This is a genomic window from Verrucomicrobiia bacterium (genome assembly GCA_035629335.1).
GTDB lineage: Bacteria > Patescibacteriota > Saccharimonadia > Saccharimonadales > Saccharimonadaceae > DASUUR01.
Map to the genome: position 1 here is coordinate 433,121 of DASPIB010000001.1, position 18,780 is coordinate 451,900.

18 protein-coding genes are annotated in these 18,780 nt (G+C 49.1%); 13 read left to right on the forward strand and 5 right to left on the reverse strand.

All coding sequences use genetic code 11. From position 1 onward, the window contains the following. Position 1: 1 nt before the first annotated feature. The 9 genes from gatA (at position 2) to VD907_02485 (ending at position 9,209) form a co-directional block, all read left to right on the forward strand. Positions 2-1,405: an Asp-tRNA(Asn)/Glu-tRNA(Gln) amidotransferase subunit GatA gene (gene gatA / locus VD907_02445; GenBank protein ID HYG83712.1), complete on the forward strand. Its 1,404-nt coding sequence runs from the start codon at positions 2-4 to the stop codon at positions 1,403-1,405. Continuing rightward, positions 1,405-1,818: a hypothetical protein gene (locus VD907_02450; GenBank protein ID HYG83713.1), complete on the forward strand. Its 414-nt coding sequence runs from the start codon at positions 1,405-1,407 to the stop codon at positions 1,816-1,818. The genes gatA and VD907_02450 overlap by 1 nt, the downstream gene beginning before the upstream one ends. After that, entirely contained in the window at positions 1,819-3,270 is a 1,452-nt protein-coding gene (gene gatB / locus VD907_02455; GenBank protein ID HYG83714.1) for an Asp-tRNA(Asn)/Glu-tRNA(Gln) amidotransferase subunit GatB, read from the forward strand. Position 3,271: 1 nt separating this feature from the next. Further along, a complete protein-coding gene (locus tag VD907_02460) occupies positions 3,272-4,153 on the forward strand; it encodes a UTP--glucose-1-phosphate uridylyltransferase (GenBank protein ID HYG83715.1) in 882 nt (293 codons plus the stop codon). 40 nt (positions 4,154-4,193) lie between these two features. Continuing rightward, positions 4,194-4,442: a GlsB/YeaQ/YmgE family stress response membrane protein gene (locus VD907_02465; GenBank protein HYG83716.1), complete on the forward strand. Its 249-nt coding sequence runs from the start codon at positions 4,194-4,196 to the stop codon at positions 4,440-4,442. Between the two features lie 51 nt (positions 4,443-4,493). Next, positions 4,494-4,745: a hypothetical protein gene (locus tag VD907_02470; protein ID HYG83717.1), complete on the forward strand. Its 252-nt coding sequence runs from the start codon at positions 4,494-4,496 to the stop codon at positions 4,743-4,745. Between the two features lie 20 nt (positions 4,746-4,765). After that, positions 4,766-5,080, forward strand: a complete 315-nt coding sequence (locus VD907_02475) for a YtxH domain-containing protein (protein HYG83718.1) — start codon at positions 4,766-4,768, stop codon at positions 5,078-5,080. A 64-nt stretch (positions 5,081-5,144) separates the two neighbouring features. Next, the gene (locus tag VD907_02480; protein ID HYG83719.1) at positions 5,145-5,453 is read left to right on the forward strand and encodes a DUF5665 domain-containing protein; all 309 of its coding nucleotides are present in this window, start codon (positions 5,145-5,147) and stop codon (positions 5,451-5,453) included. A 72-nt stretch (positions 5,454-5,525) separates the two neighbouring features. Beyond that, entirely contained in the window at positions 5,526-9,209 is a 3,684-nt protein-coding gene (locus tag VD907_02485; protein HYG83720.1) for a DNA polymerase III subunit alpha, read from the forward strand. 3 nt (positions 9,210-9,212) lie between these two features. Here the strand turns inward: VD907_02485 and VD907_02490 are convergent, their stop codons facing one another. Then, the gene (locus VD907_02490) at positions 9,213-9,713 is read right to left on the reverse strand and encodes a TrmH family RNA methyltransferase (protein ID HYG83721.1); all 501 of its coding nucleotides are present in this window, start codon (positions 9,711-9,713) and stop codon (positions 9,213-9,215) included. Between the two features lie 52 nt (positions 9,714-9,765). On the opposite strand from VD907_02490, the gene VD907_02495 reads away from it, so the two are divergent. After that, positions 9,766-11,388 carry an ATPase, T2SS/T4P/T4SS family gene (locus VD907_02495; GenBank protein HYG83722.1) on the forward strand — a complete coding sequence of 541 codons (1,623 nt, stop codon included), beginning with the start codon at positions 9,766-9,768 and terminating at the stop codon, positions 11,386-11,388. A 102-nt stretch (positions 11,389-11,490) separates the two neighbouring features. Further along, positions 11,491-11,859, forward strand: coding sequence for a hypothetical protein (locus VD907_02500; protein ID HYG83723.1), 369 nt, complete (start codon positions 11,491-11,493; stop codon positions 11,857-11,859). A gap of 61 nt (positions 11,860-11,920) precedes the next feature. Here the strand turns inward: VD907_02500 and VD907_02505 are convergent, their stop codons facing one another. From VD907_02505 to radC, 3 genes are read right to left on the reverse strand one after another with little or no spacing between them, the layout of a single operon-like run. After that, entirely contained in the window at positions 11,921-13,054 is a 1,134-nt protein-coding gene (locus tag VD907_02505) for an NADP-dependent malic enzyme (GenBank protein HYG83724.1), read from the reverse strand. 7 nt (positions 13,055-13,061) lie between these two features. Next, positions 13,062-13,955, reverse strand: coding sequence for a hypothetical protein (locus VD907_02510; protein HYG83725.1), 894 nt, complete (start codon positions 13,953-13,955; stop codon positions 13,062-13,064). A gap of 15 nt (positions 13,956-13,970) precedes the next feature. After that, on the reverse strand, positions 13,971-14,621 hold the full coding sequence (gene radC / locus VD907_02515) for a DNA repair protein RadC (protein HYG83726.1): 651 nt from the start codon (positions 14,619-14,621) through the stop codon (positions 13,971-13,973). A gap of 228 nt (positions 14,622-14,849) precedes the next feature. Between radC and rplS the strand changes: the two genes are divergently transcribed. Continuing rightward, positions 14,850-15,263, forward strand: a complete 414-nt coding sequence (gene rplS / locus VD907_02520; protein ID HYG83727.1) for a 50S ribosomal protein L19 — start codon at positions 14,850-14,852, stop codon at positions 15,261-15,263. Between the two features lie 68 nt (positions 15,264-15,331). Further along, on the forward strand, positions 15,332-16,246 hold the full coding sequence (locus tag VD907_02525) for a ribonuclease HII (protein HYG83728.1): 915 nt from the start codon (positions 15,332-15,334) through the stop codon (positions 16,244-16,246). Here the strand turns inward: VD907_02525 and VD907_02530 are convergent. Then, entirely contained in the window at positions 16,243-18,777 is a 2,535-nt protein-coding gene (locus VD907_02530; protein HYG83729.1) for a M1 family metallopeptidase, read from the reverse strand. The genes VD907_02525 and VD907_02530 overlap by 4 nt on opposite strands. Positions 18,778-18,780 lie beyond the last annotated feature (3 nt).

Genomic DNA, 18,780 nt, shown 5'->3' on the forward strand with positions numbered 1-18,780 from the left:
AATGACGATTGCTGAAATTGTTACAAAAGTTACTACTGGTGCGGCGTCGGCGGTCCAAATAACTCAAGGCGCGCTGGCAAAGGCCGAGTCGGCGAGCGACTACCATGCGCTGTTATCGCTGACGACTGAGCGCGCCCTTGAACGCGCCAAACTAATTGACGAAAAAATTGCTAAGGGTGAAGCGGTCGGTCGATTGGCCGGCGTACCATTTGTTGCCAAGGACAATTTTTTGGCATTTGGTGCTCCAACAACAGCCGCCAGCCAGATTCTTGAGAATTTTAACGCTCCGTTTCAGGCAACGGCTATCGAAAGACTTGAAGCCGAAGGGGCGATCTGCATTGGCAAAGCTAACCTCGATGCCTTTGCACATGGCGGCAGCACTGAAAACTCGGCTTTTGGCCCTACGTTAAACGCCACCGATACTACGCGGGTTGCCGGCGGTAGTTCTGGTGGTTCGGCAGTCGCGGTGGCACTAGGCATTGTGCCGTTTGCACTTGGCACCGACACCGGTGGCTCGATTCGCCAGCCAGCCAGTTTTAACGGCGTTGTGGGCCTGAAGCCGACGTACGGCACCGTTAGCCGCTACGGCGTTGTGGCAATGGCAAGTAGCACCGATGTTATTGGGCCAATTGCTCGAACGATTGCAGACGCCGAATTGGTGCTTGAAGTTATGGCCGGTAAAGACGAAAAAGATGGCACCAGCTTGCCAGGTTTCTTTACGCCACGAGCGGACACACCTAAAAAGCAAACTATTGGTTTAATTAAAGAATGGATGGACGAAGGCGTCGATGCCGAAGTGCGTGAAGCCGTAGAAAAGCAAGTCGCGGCGTTGCGAACGGCCGGCCACACGGTGGAAGAAGTCAGCTTGCCGATGGCGCGCTATAGTTTGGCGATTTATTATATTGTTGTGCCAGCCGAAATTAGCTCTAACTTGGCCCGGTACGACGGCGTTCGCTATGGCCGGCGTGCCGAAGCGGCAAACCTGGCCGAACTTTATGGCCGCAGCCGCGATGAAAGCTTTGTGGATGAAAACAAACGCCGCATCATGATTGGCAGCTACGTACTTTCCAGTGGCTATTTTGACGCTTATTATTTGCAGGCTCAAAAAGCCCGCACACTGCTGATTAACGAATTTAACGTGTTATTCACAAAATATGATGCGCTAATTGGGCCAGTTGCGCCGACGCCAGCCTTCAAGCTGGGAGAAAATACCGAAGATCCCGTAAAAATGTATCTGGCTGACCTCATGACGGTGCCGGCTAGCTTAGCTGGCCTCCCGGCGGTGAGTGTGCCAGCCGGCGTTAACAGCCAAGGCTTACCAATTGGCCTGCAGGTTATCGGTGCCCGGAAGGCTGATGCGGCAATTTTACAACTAGCGAAACAACTGACAGGAGAAAACAAGTAATGGACAGCATGATTATCATAATGTTTGTAGCCATCATCTTTGTTGGTGTGCTACTTTTAGTTATTGTTGGAGCCACCCGCAAGGCACCAGCCGGAATCGACCGCGAGGCGTTTCGTAGTAAATGGCTGGCGATTGAAAAAAACGCGACTGGCGATGATTCAGCGCGTAAAATGGCGATCATAAGTGCTGATACTTTAGTCGACCAGGCCCTTAAAGCCCGGCGATTTGGCGGCAACACCATGGGCGAGCGACTCAAAAGCGCCCAAAAGCAGCTCAGTAACCCCAACGCAATCTGGGCAGCCCATAAATTGCGCAATCGGATTGCTCACGAAGACATCGCTATTTCTGCTATTAGCGCTCGCCAAGCCCTAAAGGCCTTTAAGATCGCCCTCAAAGATCTCGGAGCGCTCTAAATGGTGACCGCGAATATTCTTGAACAGTACGAGCCGACTATTGGTATCGAGTGTCATGTTCAGCTAAAAACTGCCACAAAACTGTTTTCTGGTGCCGATAACGACGCCCGCGATAAAGAACCGAACACCGTCGTGAGCCCGGTTGATTTTGGCTTTCCCGGCGTGCTACCAGTACTCAACGAAGCAGCCGTAACATTGGCGATTCGTGCTGGCTTGGCCTTAAAAAGCGAGATCGCCCGCTTAAGCCGCTTTGACCGCAAGCATTATTTTTACCCAGATCTTCCTAAAGGTTACCAGATCACTCAGATGTACCAGCCAATTATTGGCCCCGGTGTGGTCGAGGCGCCGCTGAGTGACGGGCGCAGCATTGCGGTGCGTATTCACCACGCCCATCTTGAAGAAGACGCCGGCAAACTAACGCATCCAACCGGCAAAGATTACAGCCTGGTTGATTTAAACCGGGCCGGTACGCCATTGATCGAAATAGTATCCGAGGCCGACATGCACTCTCCGGAGGAAGCCAAGGCCTACGCCCAAGAACTTTATTTGCTTATGACTTATGCGGGTGTGACGAACGGCGATTTGTATCATGGCAACATGCGCTTTGATGTTAATATTTCGGTGGCAAAAAAAAGCGCCAAAGAGTGGGGAACGCGGGCTGAGATTAAGAATTTGAACTCGTTCAGAAGTGTTGAAAAGGCTGCAGAGTTTGAATTTAAACGGCAAGTTGCACTTTTAGAACGTGGCGAGAAGGTGGTTCAGGAAACACGCGGCTGGAACGACGCCACGCTTGAAACTTTTAGTCAGCGCACTAAGGAAGACGCACAGGATTACCGTTACTTTCCTGATGCCGATATTCCACCAGTGGTGATTTCAGAAGAGCAAATTGGAGCCGTCCGCGCTGCCATGCCAACCTTGCCTTCAGAGTACCGTGCCGCATGGCAAACGATGCAACTCGACAATTCAGTGGTTAACGCCCTGCTGGCTTCACAGCAAAATGCTGCGGTGGTGCTTGAATTGCAAGCAAATTACGGCGATGCGACTGCACGTCGGGTTGCTTACTGGTTTGCGAGTGCGCTAACGGACATTGAGACGTCCGAAACAACACCTACTCAGCCACAAGCCAGCTATTTCGCTGAACTCGCCGACATGGTAGAAGAAAAACAGCTGAGTTCTACTGCCGCCAAAGATGTATTTAACGAAATGTTGCGCACCAATACGCCGCCGCGCAAGATTGCCGAAGATAAAAATCTCATTCAAGAAAACGACGAAGCGGCAATTATTGCAATTGTAGAAGAAGTGCTAGCCGCACCGGGCTCACAAAAAGCACTCGACGATATCCGAAGCGGTAACGAAAAAGCCATTGGGTTTTTGGTGGGGCAAGCCATGAAACTTTCTAAAGGCAAGGCCCATCCTGGTATTGTCCAAAAGTTGATCAAAGAAAGGATTTAGTATGCAGTTGAAACGTCCAACGAAAGCTATTATTTGTGCAGCTGGCCTTGGGACCCGCTTTTTGCCGCAAACAAAAGCCATGCCGAAAGAAATGTTGCCGATTATCGACCGGCCAGTTATTCAGCTGATCGCGGAAGAAGCAGTGGCAGCTGGGGTAACCGAAATTATAATTGTAACCGGTAGTACCAAACGTGCAATAGAAGACCACTTTGACCGTTCGGATGAATTAGAAAATGAGCTGCGCCAACGCGGAAAAGACGATTTAGCCCAGCAAATAAAGCAAATCGCACAAATGGCGAACTTTGTTTATGTACGGCAAAAAGGCAACCCAAAAGGCAATGCTCGACCAGTGTTAAACGCTGCCCACCTAATTGACGACGAAGAGCCATTTTTTGTCTTTTTTGCTGACGATTTCTTTAGGAGCGAAGTGCCCCGGGCGATGCAGCTTTTAAAAGCTCACGAAGCCACCGGTAAGTCGGTGATTTCGCTAATTGAAGTACCAAAGAGCGACGCCGATAAATATGGCATGGCAGCAATCACTGATAAAGTTGGTGAACGCACTTTCCGTGTTTCTGAACTGGTCGAAAAGCCCGGCCCAGAAAAAACTCCTTCGCAGTTTGCGTCGGTTGGCGGCTATTTACTTACGCCTGATATTTTGCCAATTATTGCAAAAGAAGTGCCCGGGGTTGGTGGCGAAATTACCTTAGCCGATTCGATAAACGAACTGGCTCAAACAGATGCAGTATACGGTGAATTTATTGAAGGCGAGTGGCATGACACCGGCGACCAGCTAAAATACCTCAAAGCGGTAGTTGATACGGCTCTCACCAACGAAAAACTAGGCGCCGACTTTGAAGCCTATTTGCGTAATCGTCTCGGCTGAGCTACGCTAGATATATAACAATCGTAAAAGGAGCAAGTATATGAACTTTTTGCTTTGGATACTACTAGGTGGCATCGCTGGTTGGATTGCCTCAATCATCACCAAATCTAATGCCTCAATGGGATTGGTGGCTAATATTGTCGTTGGTATCATCGGCGCCTTCATTGGCGGTTTCTTGTTCCAAACTTTTGGTGGCCAAGATGTGACCGGCTTCAACCTATATAGCCTGCTTGTGGCAACAGTTGGTGCCGTGGTGCTGATCTGGATCATTAAAATGATCCGTCGCTAGTATTGGTGCTATACTGGTTATAGAAGTTAAGTTTAAATAAAGGATCACACAATGAGCGAAGCCGCGGAAGTCCTGGTAATTATACTCTCGGTGTTCTTGGCGATCTTTCTGGCGCTGGCGATCACTTTAACGATTATGCTTATTAAGGTAACGAAAAAAATCGATAAAGTTGCCGAATCTGCCCGAACGACTGCCGAACATATCGAGCGAGGCGTGATTGATATTGCTACCTTTACTTCGCCATCGTTCTTAGCTAAGTTTATTAGCCGATTATTCAGAGGCGAAAAAGATAGTACAAAATAAGGTAAACAAGGAGATTCTTTATGGCTGGAAAAGGTAAATTTGCATTAGGAGCGGTTGTAGGCGCCGTAGCGGGTGTTATTGCAGGCTTTCTCACCGCTCCAAAATCTGGCAAGGAAACCCGACAAGATATCAAGCGCAAGGCAGGTGACTTAAAAGAAACTGCCAACGAAAAAGCGCAAGAGGTCAAGGTTAAGGCGAGTGAAACTGTCGAAAAAGTAAAGCAAAACTTCGAAGAGCATTCCGATAAAGTCATGCACCACGCGCACGATCTTAAGCAGCACGCAGCGGGTGCCGCCAAGGATGTGAAAGAAGATTTCAATAAGCGCGTTAAGTAAGCAATCTTAATAACAAAATGCGATGTTAGAGCGATCTGATGTCGCATTTTGTTTAGGAGGAATAATGGAAAAAAAGCAGTCAACCAAACGCGAAAAAGACGATAGCTTCATTGAAGGCATTAAAAAAGATAATACCCGTGGCGCACAACGAGAATTGCTGGAAGAGCTATTTAATGATATTTATATTCATCGTAAACAAGTCTATTTAGTCAACTTTTTTAGAGGTATTTCTTTTGGTCTTGGGAGCGTGATCGGCGGTACGTTAATTCTGGCAGCACTCTTTTGGCTCCTATCGCAACTGGTGGGCTTGCCAGTTTTAGGCGATCTTTTCAGGGGGTTTCTTGAAGCTACCAGCCGCGCGCGTGGTCAATAACACATTGGCGACCGGGCAGCATAGTTGCTATAATAAGGCTAAGTAAAGGTGATTTGGAGGGGATTCTGACTAATGCAGGCTGAATTGAAGCCGTCTGATTATGTGCATCTGCATAATCACACGCATCACAGTCTTCTTGATGGTTTGACCAAGGTTGACGAGTTGGTTACCCGAGTAAAAGAGCTCGGCATGGAAGCCGTTGCCATGACCGATCACGGGACGCTTTCGGGTGCCATTGAATTTTATAAAGCCTGCAAAGACCAGGGCGTAAAACCAATTATTGGTATTGAAACCTACGTCGCGGCCCGCACAATCCACGACCGCGACCCTGCCAAAGATAAAGCCCGTTATCATTTAATTTTGCTCGCTATGAACAATACGGGCTATCAAAACTTAATGAAGCTTTCGAGCACCGCTAATCTTGAAGGCATGTACTACAAGCCGCGGGTTGACCACAATCTGCTTGAAAAATACAACGAAGGAATAATTGCCTTAAGCGCCTGTGCTGGTGGCGAATTGGGCGAAAACTTGCGCGCCGGTAATTACGATGAAGCTAAGCGCATCGCTGAGTGGTACAAATCGATTTTTGGTGATCGTTATTATCTTGAAATGCAAGACCACGGTCACCCTGAGGCACCGAAGTCGTGGGATGAGCAGATCAAAATCAACGAAGGGTTGATGCGACTTTCTAAAGAACTCGACATTCCTGGCGTTGTTACTTGCGATGCCCACTACCTTGATGAAGGTGATACCGATGCCCATGAAGTGCTGCTCTGTGTCGGTACGGGTGCCTATTTAAGCGATGAAAACCGAATGAGCTTGAAGGATTTTCACCTACACGTCACCGATCCCCGCGAGCTAATTAGCCGCTGGGGCGAGGATCACCCAGAATATATTTCAAATGCTAAAGCAATCGCCGATCGCTGCAATGTCGAGATTGAGCTGGGTGGCATTTTAATTCCAACCTTTCCTACTCCCGAAGGCTACAGTGAAAAAACTTATCTGGATGAATTAGTCTGGCAGGGTATTGCCTGGCGCTATGGCGGTACCACAAAGGATGCCGCTGGGGCGCTATCGATTGAGCAAGCTCGCCAAACAGTCGGTGAAGCAGTAGTCGAACGCGTGGAATATGAGCTCGGTATCATTGATAAAATGGGCTTCAATGGCTATTTCTTGATTATTTGGGACTTTATTAACTGGGGAAAGAACCAAGGGATTATTTTTGGCCCGGGCCGCGGTTCGGCTGCCGGTTCGATTATTGCCTACGCCTTAAACATCACCGATCTGGACCCGTTAAAATATGATTTGCTCTTTGAGCGTTTCTTGAACCCCGACCGAATTTCGATGCCTGATATCGATATCGACATCCAGGATACCCGCCGCGACGAGGTGATTCAGTATTGTGCTCGCAAATATGGTGACGCCCGCGTGGCCAACATTGTGACTTTTGGTAAAATGGCCGCCCGAGCAGCCGTGCGCGATGTTGCCCGCGTATTACAGGTGCCCTATAGCGACGCCGACCGACTAGCAAAGCTCATCCCGGCGCCGGTACAAGGCCGTCACATTCCTTTGAAAGTTAGCATTGAGCAAGATCCAGACTTAAAGCGCGAATACGAAACGAATCCAACCGCCAAACAGGTGATCGATTTTGCTATGCGTCTTGAAGGCACCAACCGTTCGCACGGTATTCATGCCGCCGGTGTGGTGATCGCACCGGATGAAATTGTAAAATTTGCACCGCTTGAAATGGCCCAAAAAGGTGTGGTTTCTACGCAGTACCCAATGGGTCCGGTTGAAGAACTGGGCCTCCTAAAAATGGACTTTTTAGGGCTATCGAACTTATCAATTATTAATAATGCCCAGCGAATCATTAAGCGGGTGTACGGCGCCGATATTGACCTTTCGTCTTTGCCGCTCGACGACCAAAAAACCTATGAATTATTCCAGCGCGGCGATACCACCGGCGTGTTCCAGCTTGAATCGGCTGGCATGAAACGCTATTTGCGTGAATTAAAGCCCACCGTGTTTGAAGATATCATTGCGATGGTGGCTCTTTATCGCCCTGGGCCAATGCAGTTTATCGATACTTTTATTCGCCGCAAGCACGGTGAAGAAGAAATTACCTATTTGCATCCAAAAATGGAAAATGCTCTGGCCAGCACCTATGGTGTATTGGTGTACCAAGAGCAGTTTATGCAGATATCCAAGGATCTCTCTGGCTTTACCGGCGGTCAGGCCGACACGCTTCGTAAAGCGGTCGGTAAGAAAAAAATCGATCTCATGATGAAGGTAAAACCGGAGTTTATTGAGGGGGCGGTTAAGCATAGTGATGCCGACCCGGCGATGGCAGAAAAATTCTGGGGACAGCTAGAAGAATTCGCTAACTACTGTTTTAACAAGAGTCATGCGGCTTGTTACGCCTTAATTTCGTATTGGACGGCTTACTTAAAGGCGCATTACCCGGATGCCTTCATGGCGGCACTGATGACCAGCGACCAAGACGATATTGACCGACTGGCTATTGAAATCACCGAGTGCAAGCACATGGGTATAAAAGTGTTATCGCCCGATGTCAATGAAAGTTTTGTTGAGTTTGGTGTGGTGAAAGACAAGCAGCAGATCCGTTTTGGCATGGCGGCCGTCAAAGGCGTTGGTGTATCGGCGGTAGAAGAAATCTTGCGAGCGCGCGAACTCGACGGGCCATTTAAGAGCGTTGAGGATTTTGCCAAGCGTGTCAGCACTAGCAAAGTTAACCGACGAGTGTGGGAATCGCTTATTAAGGCCGGTGCGTTTGATCGAATGGGTGATCGGTCGGACTTATTATTTAATCTCGATACTATCCTTAGCTTTGCGAGTAAGCTCCAGAAAGAAGCTCTCAGCGGGCAAACCGATTTGTTCAGCAGCCTGATTGGCGAGGCGGTAATGCCGAGTGTTAAAATTGAGCCTGCCCCCACGAAGTATTCAGAAAAAGAACAGCTAACGTGGGAGCGCGATTTGCTCGGGCTGTACCTCAGTGCGCACCCGCTTGATAAATACGACGCCTATTTCCAGGAACAAACTATGCCCCTTACCGAGCTAAAGCCCGAGCTTGATGGCAAAACGGCTATTGTCGGCGGCGTTATTACCACCGTTCGGACAATCCTGACAAAAAGTGGCACAAAGATGGCTTTTGTGGGCGTTGAGGATAAAAACGGCGAAGGCGAGGTGATTGTTTTCCCAAACTTGTATGAAGAAGTAGGCGCCAAACTGCAGCAGGACGCGGTGGTTCGGGTAAAAGGCAAGGTGAATGCCCGAGATCGTGAGGGCAACATGCTCAGTGAAGCGAAGATTATCGCCGATGAAGTCATGATTATTACCGAAGAAGAGCTCGATAGCTACGAGGCCACTGGCGAAAAAATGAAGGCGCCAAAAGCCGCACCGGCAGCGCAGAATAACCGGGGTGGTTTTCGTAAAACTGCCACCGCTACCGCAGTAAAAACAGCGCCACCAAAAAGCGATGCCCCACCAGTGACGTACAAACCACTCGAGACTACCATTCGTAAGCTCTATGTGCATATCAAGAACCCCGACGATCAAGACAGCTTGCTTAAAATGAAACAAGCTCTCAATGGCTATCCTGGTACCAGCGAAGTCGTGCTGGTGCTCGGCGAAGATAAAAAGTCAGCTATTCGCTTGCCGTTTAAAACCGATCCTACTCCAGAACTCACTACGCACCTCTCGGCAATTTATGGCGAGAACTGTGTGATAGTCAAGTAAGTTCTACTGAGTTCTGAAGGCGTACAAGGCGATGCCGCAAGCGACACTGACATTAAAAGATTCTTTTTTGCCAAGCATCGGAATTTCCAGCAAGCTATCACACTGGGCACGAAGCCCCGGCTCGATACCGGCAACTTCTTCACCCAGAAGGATGGCGGTGGGCCCAGTGGGTGAAAAATTTTGTAGCGGCCGGCTCTTTTCATCTTGTTCAAGGCCAATGATGGTATAGCCGCCGTGCTTCAAGCTCGTTAACAAGCCGTCGATATCGCGGTAGGCTTCAAACGGTACCAGTTCTTCGGCGCCAAGAGCGGTTTTGCTAATTTGAGCAGTGATTTTTTCGGTGATGTGGGGTAGGCGTAGGTCCTGCGGGGTGGCTGGGTAAGGCGTATAGCCGCCAAGGTAAATTTTCTTAATCCCAAAACCTTCGGCGGTGCGAAAAATAGCACCAACGTTATGGGTCGAGCGGATATTATGCGCTATTAAAACCAGCGGGTAATCATTCATACCTCTATTTTACCAGTCGAAAAAACTTATGGCTTCATATACAATAGATGTAATGGACGATCTACAACTTCAAGCGCGTCATCGAGAACAAGATGAGCGCAATACAATGCAGCGGGCGGCAATTTTGGGTGTTGAATATCTTGACACCCGAGACATTGAAGCTACCACCTCACTCGCGCAAAATGTGTTGCCGATTGATGTGATGTATAAAGGCCGCTTAGTGCCATTGAAAGTTGGCGACGACGAAAACCCGTATGTATTTGGCATCACTAGCTCAACGCCGCAATCGTTGGTGAAAAATCTGACAAAAAGCTATAACGACCGTGGTTTTAATGTGCAACTGGTGCTTATAAGCAACAGCGGCTTCTGGGCTTTTATGCGTCGCTTTGATCCGCCAAAAGAAGTTGTTTATGACGACGTTAAGATTGCTCAAGAAGGCGATAGCACCACTCTCGAGCGAGTATCGAATACGCTGGAATCGGTACGCAGTGATGACGTGCTTAACTATTTGATCCAGCAAGCCGATACTTTAAATGCTAGCGATATCCACCTTGAATGCCAGCGCGAAAATGTGCGCATTAGGTTTCGGGTGGACGGCGCCTTGCATGTCGTGGCTGTTATATCAAAAGATAAATACCGTGTACTACAGGCTTCAATTGCTTCAAAAAGCAACATTTCTACCGCTGCTACTGATGCGCAATCGGGTCATATGCAGCAGGAACTCACCAAAGACGGCAAATCGCACTTACTGAACATGCGTATCGAAACTATCCCAACTATCTACGGCCAAGATATTGTGATTCGGTTATTTAACTTTGACGAGTCATTACTGAAGCTTGAGTTACTTGGCTTGCCGGACTGGGAGCGCAAGGCACTCGATGAGGTCGTGTCGCATCCACGCGGTATGGTGTTAGTGGTAGGACCAACCGGCTCGGGTAAATCGACAACCCTGTATAGCATGATTACTGCTTTAAACCAGCCTGATCGCAAGATTATTACTCTTGAAGATCCGGTTGAGTATAGTATTTCGGGTGTCAGCCAAATACCAGTAGATACAACCGGAGGTGATAGCTTTGCTGAAAAACTGCGGGCGGTGTTGCGGCTCGACCCGGATGTGGTGATGGTGGGTGAAATTCGCGACGCCGATGCTGCCCGGACGGCTATTCAGGCGTCAATCACTGGGCATCTCGTGCTGAGCACATTTCACGCCAGCAACGCCGCGACAGCCTTTAGTCGGATGATCGATTTAATTGGTATTAATCCGATCTTCAGCACGGCGATTCGAATGGTTATTGCTCAGCGCTTAGTGCGAAAGTTAGACGACGCCACTAAAGAAAAGTACGAACCGGACGACGCCACAAAGCGCTGGATTCGTGAGGTGCTAAAAGATCTACCTGAACATGCCGAGCGGCCAAACCTCGATGAAATTTATTTATGGCGCCCAGTTGAAACGCCAGATTCGCCCTTTGGTTTTAAGGGTCGAATTGTTCTGATGGAGCAAATGATAATTAGCCCCGAAATTCAAAAATTCCTGCGTGGCGATATTTTGGATGTCAATGCCGATGTTATTGAAAAAGCTGCTAAAAAAGAGGGCATGATAAGCTTACTGCAAATGGGTGTGCTGCGCGCGCTGGCCGGGGAGACGACCTTAGAAGAGATAAATCGGGTTATATAGCCGAAAACAATACTTAAATGGATATTCTTGAATTTATTTCATAACTATTGTATAATATTATACAATCGATTCATTTCGAGCAATCGAAGGAGCTCTGGCTAAGTGCAGGAATATGCACAGCGACTGTATCGTGCAGTCGTGAAATGTGCCGCCTTGGAGCCGTCGTTTCCGCTGCTGCGCAGTGCCTACCGTGACCTTGTAGAGAGCTACGCAACAATTATCGAAGAGCGCGGGCTGCCACGTAACCAACTTGGCGAGCAGGTCCTTCAGGAAGTGTATAGCCGGTTAGCGCTACTGCCTGGCCAGACAGAGCCAGATCTAGATCTAGATATTGAAGCTATGTCCGATGCAGAGTTTATTGCTGCGTTCGATGAACTGCTAAGGCATTCATCGGTCGGGCCGAAGTATCGGCAGGCGATGGTAAGCCTGCCTGACTTGCTCCGCCAGGCGTTGGCCTCGCTGCCAACCTGAGTTTCGCCCCCATGGCTAACAAGCTGTGGGGGTAAGTTTTTTGATTGAAGTAAGCGCTAATTTAGATAATGGTTTTTGCAACGGTCGGCACTAGTCGGTCATCGAAAACGCTCGGTATGATTGTATCGGCCGTTGGATTTTCAACCAGCGAAGCGATGGCTTCAGCGGCCGCAATTTTGTGCTGGTCGGTGATTCTTGTGACGCCGTTATCAAGAGCTCCTCTAAAAATTCCGGGGAAAGCCACGGCATTATTCACCTGGTTAGGAAAGTCGCTGCGGCCGGTGGCGACAATCGCCGCACCAGTTGCCTTAGCCACATCGGGCATAATCTCGGGCGTTGGATTCGCCAGTGCAAAGATAATTGGATTGGGGTTCATGCGCTTTATAAGCTCGGGGGTGAGTAGGCCCGCCTTAGACACGCCAATAAAGATATCAGCGCCATCAAGAGCGTCTTCTAGTTGACCATTACGCCCAAGTTGGTTAAAGGCGAGCAATTGTTGCTTTTCAGCGTTTAAATCACTGCGCTTCGGCCCTATAATGCCTTTGCTGTCAACGGCAATAATATCCTTGGCGCCGTATAAGTTGAGGAGCTTGGCAATCGCTGTGCCAGCTGCACCCGAACCTACCACCACGATCTTTTGATTTTGGATGCTTGTTTCGCCTTTTACTTTTAGGCCATTAATGATGCCGGCGAGTGTTACTACGGCTGTGCCATGTTGGTCGTCGTGGAAGACCGGTATGTCCAACTCTTCTTTTAGTCGAGCTTCTACTTCAAAGCAGATCGGCGCGGCAATATCTTCAAGGTTGATAGCGCCAAAACTGGGTGCGATCCGTTTGACAGTTTCGACAATCTCATCTGCGGTTGTCGCGTTTAGTACAATCGGTACTGAATCAATACCGGCAAAGTGTTTAAAAAGAAGCGCTTTTCCTTCCATTACCGGCATTGCGGCTTTAGGGCCAATATCTCCAAGCCCGAGAACCGCTGAGCCATTAGAAATAACGGCCACTAGGTTGTTGGTCCAGGTGTAATTTCGGAGTTGTGAGGGATCTTCGGCTATAAGCTTACTGATAGCTGCCACGCCAGGCGAATAATAGGCGCTTAGCTTCTCGCGGCTATCTGGGGTATCGCGTAGCGAAGTGGCTATTTTGCCTTTAAATTTTTTGTGTAACTGTAGGGCAAGCTCATCACTATTCATAATAAAGCTAGTATAACAGGTTAACCATAAATCGAGGAGATTGAAATATCCCAATGCCAGGTTGTAACGGATCTTGTTCACTGGCGTGGTCCCGGAGGAAGTATGAATCAGAAATGAATGGGTTTTGCAGCATCGGAGAAGAAAGTGATTGTACTTTGTAGGCTAAACGCGTGACGATGAGGAATACCTTCTGTTTTTCTGCAGAAACTGTGACCAATGGCTGCGCAAGATCAACCGCGTGCTGCAGTTCAAAGGCAGCCGTAAGGAACTGGCTGCTAATTTCAAGCAAGGAATCAATGGCGTGATCGAGCAGTGAAAGCGTGGTTGGATCCTGGGAGGCCAGTAGCTCAACAGTAATGCCGCGACTCGCAAGGAGCGCTTCCATTGTCTGCCATTTTTCGAGCAATAGTGCTTCGAGCTCCTGCTTATCGTGCAGTGCAAATTCGGCAATCGGTAACTGAGTCGTGTAATCAACTACTAAACTGGCGGCGGGCATGCTGCTAATGAGCGGCGCAACTGGCAGCGAGGGCGGAAGGGTGATATATAATGTGTAGCAACTTGCCGGCATGCTGGCTGCTTCTTCTGGAGTGACAAAATACACCTGTGCATTTGGTCGTTCCTCGGGGGTTTTAGCAACAAAGCTCATTTTTTGCATAAGGACAATAATGTGCGTCAACCGCAAGATTTCTTCAGTATTGAGTGTTGCGGCACGCTTGAGCTGCAGCTGCCGGCTCAGCCGGAGCCACTGCTTGCGCGTCGCACTGAGTAATGCGTGTGGATTTTCACAAATTATGAGCGCACTACCGAGCCGCTGCCGCAGTTGGATATGCCGGGCGATATCAGCGGCGAGTGTGGTGGTTGGTTTTTGTAGTGAGCGAAGCTCAAAATAACGGGTAGCCATTTCTTGTGTATCCTCTTATAACAAATGTTGCTGACGAAAACTGAAGGCGGACGTTTTTGTGAGTATGATATGGTCGCGAAGCGGAATGCCAAGGAGCTGGCCCGCAGCGGCCAATTGTTGGGTAAGAATAACGTCTTTTTCGCTTGGCTCACAATCACCAGAGGGATGATTGTGAGCAATTACAACGCTGGCAGCTCGATCTGCAATTGGATCAGCAAACACTTCTCGGGGGTGCGCTAATACAACATCGAGTGTGCCAATCGTTACGGTGCGCTGAGCAATTAAGCGCTGGCCACCGTCAAGCGAAAGACAAATAAGGTATTCTTGCTGTTTGTGCCGTATTTCAGCAAGACGACCTATATATTCTTGAAAGGTACGTAGAGGCAATGCATCCAGCACGAGGTGCCGCCTGGCTAGCTCTATACTAGCGAGAATCCGCGATGCTTGCGCAATACTCACGCCTTGGAGACCGATAAGCTTCTCGATTGTCAGCTCTTCGTTACCTTGGCGGAGTAGTCGCTGAATTTGTCGAGCGACTTGCCCTACACTTACGCGATGATTACCACTACCAATAATGACCTCAAGCAGCTCAAAATCAGAAAGATGCGCCGGCCCTTTCTTTTGCATTTTTTCGCGCGGACGATCAAACTCTGGTATCTGGTGCATAACGCGTAGCTTCGACACGCCACAAGCCTAACAGATGCTCCCTCGAAAGGGAAGGGTATTTTCGAATTTTCTTCCCAGATAAAGCATTTCAGCTTTGTGGTGGCAAAATCCTCTTTGCTACAAGCGTTTGAAAAGAAAAGATATTTTATGGTAACTTTCAAAAAAAGAAATATTGTGCTATAATCCTTCATTGATTACAGTTATAAAGCTAAAAGGGCAAAGAGACTCATGTTTGAACTCATCAAGAGAGTAAATGATGCGCAGAAAAAGACCGCTGTTGTCGATGTTCGCAGCGGCGATACCGTGCGTGTTCACCAAAAAATTAAAGAAGGCAACAAAGAGCGAATCCAGATTTTTGAAGGTGTGGTTATTCGTACCGATCGTAAGCAATCTTTAACGAGCCGAATTACTGTTCGTAAAGTGACGAGCGGCGTGGGCGTTGAAAAAGGATTTATGCTGCACAGCCCGCTAGTTGATAAAGTTGAAGTAGTTAAGCGCAGTAAGGTTCGCCGCAACTATCTTAGCTTTCTCCGCGAAAGAAGTGGTAAAAGTGCCCGGCTTAAGCCAGTTGCATTTGACCGCGAAAAAATCAACGCGGTCAACACCGACGCTAAGCAGTCTACGAAAAAAGCTGAAGCTTAAGATCTCTTTCACAATAATAAAATACCCTGCCAGTTGAGTATTTTGGCAGGGTATTTTATTATGGCCGTATGATTGTTGGGATAGATGAGGTTGGCCGCGGTTGTTGGGCGGGACCGCTGGTGGTGGGTGCGGTGATTCTTGATGGCGCCAAAATAGCTGGCCTCACCGATAGCAAAAAATTGACGCCCAAACAACGGGAAGTAATCGCCCATGATATTCGCCGCAAGGCAAAAGCTATCGGCTTGGGCTGGGTTTCGGCCGCTCATGTTGATGCTCGCGGGTTAAGCTGGGCATTAAAGCAAGCCGCCCGGCAAGCCCTTACGGCACTCGATGCTTCTTTTAAAGAAATTATTATTGACGGCACCATAAAACTAGTCGACGATCCTCGGGTGACGCTAATGAAAAAGGCTGATCTTTTAGTGCCGAGTGTGTCGGCAGCCTCAGTGATTGCTAAGGTCGCGCGTGATGCTTATATGAAACAGGTTGCAAAAGCCTTTCCGCACCACGGTTTTGACCGCCATGTTGGCTATGGCACCCAAGGTCACCAAGAGGCGCTACGGCGGCATGGCGTCACACCCTTGCACCGAATGACCTTTGCGCCACTTGTGGAGCGGACAGAGCTTTTTAAGCCGGTCAGTACCATTGAACGAACTGTGGGCCGACAAGCCGAGCTGCAAGCCGCGGCGTTCCTACGTAACCAAGGCTTTAAGGTGCTGGCCGCCAATTGGCGAACACGGTGGTGCGAGATTGACTTGATAGCCAGAAAAGCCAGTACGATTTATTTTGTGGAAGTAAAGTATCGCAGCAGCGACGCAGCAGGGAGTGGGGTTGAAGCTGTGACCGCACAAAAACTCCGCCAAATGCGCTTTGCAGCTGAATTGTGGCTACAAGAGAATGGTTTAACTGCCGAAAATTACAGCCTGTCAGCGCTCTCTTTAAGCGGCGCGCCAATTGAAGTTGCCGCTTGGCTCCCCGAAGTTTAGTCAGCGAGCGATTCGAGCGCTCTACGGACCTTCGAGGCATCGGCTTCAAGCCAGGCAACGCGACCTTGAATCTCAGTTTCCCCCACTGCAATCACCCGCGAAAGCGCTGGCTGTTGGCGTAATTCTTTAAAGAACTCTTGGTAATCGCGAAGTTCGGCTGCAGTTTGCAGGTAGTTAGCCGTATAAGTTGGGAAGATATCATAGGTTTTGTCGCCCGCAAAAGTACTTTCAATCCATTGCCAATTTGTCTTCATCCACTGCCAGGTTTGGCTGCGAGCACGGGGATTCCTCAGTAGCCACAAGAACCAGCGGCGAACGTCCTGAGGGCGTACTGTATCAGTGGTGAGCGCGGCTAGGGCTGTTTCCAGAATTGTTTGGCTTTGAGCACTTGCAAGACTAGCGACAATGTCTTGCTTAATATCACTTGCAGCTGTAGTGCGGTAGGTTTCAAGCAATGTTGTCGCAATTTTTTCAGGATGCTCATGCCGCAAGATGACGGCTGTTAGTATGCTGCTGCGCAGGTTACCATCTAGGGTTTCAAGTTCAGGGGTAAAAACTGCCTGAGCTTTGGCAATTACATCGGGATTTTTGGCGTGTACCAGTAGGCCAACGATGGTGTTACGAAGCAGAATATCGTTTTCGGTGTCCTCAGCGCGCTTTTCCCAGCCCAGCTGCTCATAGAGCGGCCAGGTGATGCTTTGAATGAGCTTATGAAGCTTAGCTTCTGCTTTGGTGTCGGGCTCAATGCAGCGCTCGAGCAGCCCAAATGCCGCACCAATAAGCTGCCACACCGGCGCGGCAGCCTCGCCAGCATAAGCAGGTAAAAGCTGAACGAGCTCACTGGCCGATTGTACCCGGCCACGGGCTAACAGCATATACTGATTCAGGATATTTAAGCGGTCGACGACGGTGAGCTGGCCATTTTTTAAGCGACTGGTTAGTTGCATGCGGAGGGTAGTATCATAAGCGGTAATAAAATGAGCGGTGTCATCATGATTTAAGAGTAGTGGCTGCTCGGTATCGACTTCAACGAGAGTTGATTTGTCTTCTAGCAGAGACGTAGTGGCTGGTTGCAGCCCGCCGAGCGGTATAGGCCACCGTGCATCATTATTAGTAATGGGTGTGACGCCGATACTAAAGGGTGCCTGCTGGAGATGCAACTTTTTACCTTCAAGGGAAGCCTGAATCATCGGGAAGCCCGGCTGTTCGATCCAGGCGGCCATAAATTGCTCAACCTTTTTATGAGCCGTGCTTTCTAAGGCGTGCCACAAATCTTTGCCTTCAGTGTTTTTGTAGGCGTTTTCTGAGAAGTAGCGTTTTAGCCCTGCCCGAAAGGCTTCATCGCCAATATAAGCCCGTAGCATTCGCAACACTTTGGCGCCCTTGGCGTAGACGATCGCCGGGTCAAATAAAGTACTAATTTCGTCGGGGTGATTAACTGGCGTTTTGACGGCTTGCACACCGGGGATACTATCACGCTGTAAAGCTGGTAGTGATTCACGGCTGGTAAAGTGCTCCCAGTAATGCCAATTGGGGAACAGTGCATCGAGCGCCACATACTCCATTAAGCTCGCGAAACTTTCGTTGAGCCATAAATCATCCCACCAGCGCATGGTGACTAAATTACCAAACCACTGGTGGCTGAGTTCGTGAGCGATGACTGCCGCTACCAGCTGCTGGCTTTCAAGACTGGCATTTTGAGCATCTGCCAGCAAGGCGGCTTCGCGGTAGGTAATTAACCCCCAGTTTTCCATGGCGCCGGCAGAAAAGTCGGGCAGGGCAACATGATCGGCTTTTGGCAGTGGGTAAGGAATGCCGAAATAGTCGTTGAAAAAGTCTATCGTGCGGACGGCGGTATCAAGTGCAAACTGTAAGCTACGAGCTGCCTGGGCTTTTGTTGCCCAAATGGTGGTAGTGACGCCACTTTTAGAAGTGCCCGAAAGGCTTTGGAGCTCGCCCACGACGAAGGCCAGTAAGTAGGTGCTCATGCGCGACGTGGTTTCAAAAGTTGTGACGAGGCTGTTAGCAGTAGTAGTTTGTATTTTAATTGGCATGTTGCCAATGACGGCCACTTCGGGCTCGGTTTCAAGTGTGACATCAAAGGTTGCCTTGGCTTCCGGCTCATCAATACACGGAAAAACCTCACGCGCATGATGGCTTTCAAACTGTGTAGCAAGCAGTTCTTTCTTCTGGCCGTCATGCGTAAAGTAACAGGGATACATGCCGTGCATGGCATCGGTAATTGCGCCTGAAAAGGTAACTTCAACTGTATGTTCGCCACTCGTAAGGCCAGGAGCAGTGAGGCGAAGTTCATCAAGCTCGGCGTGCTCGTGATCAGCCGAATGGCCATCAATCTGCACGGCAAGAATTTTTAAGTCTTTTGCATGCAGTGAAATAACCGCACTGTCATCAAGTTTTTCGCCAACGATGCGCACTGTTCCGCTAAAGCGACGCTGTTCGCGTTCGAGGCGCAGCTGCAGGTGATAATTAGTGGGGCGAAACTGATTAACAAGGCGAGGCACGGTATGCATTTA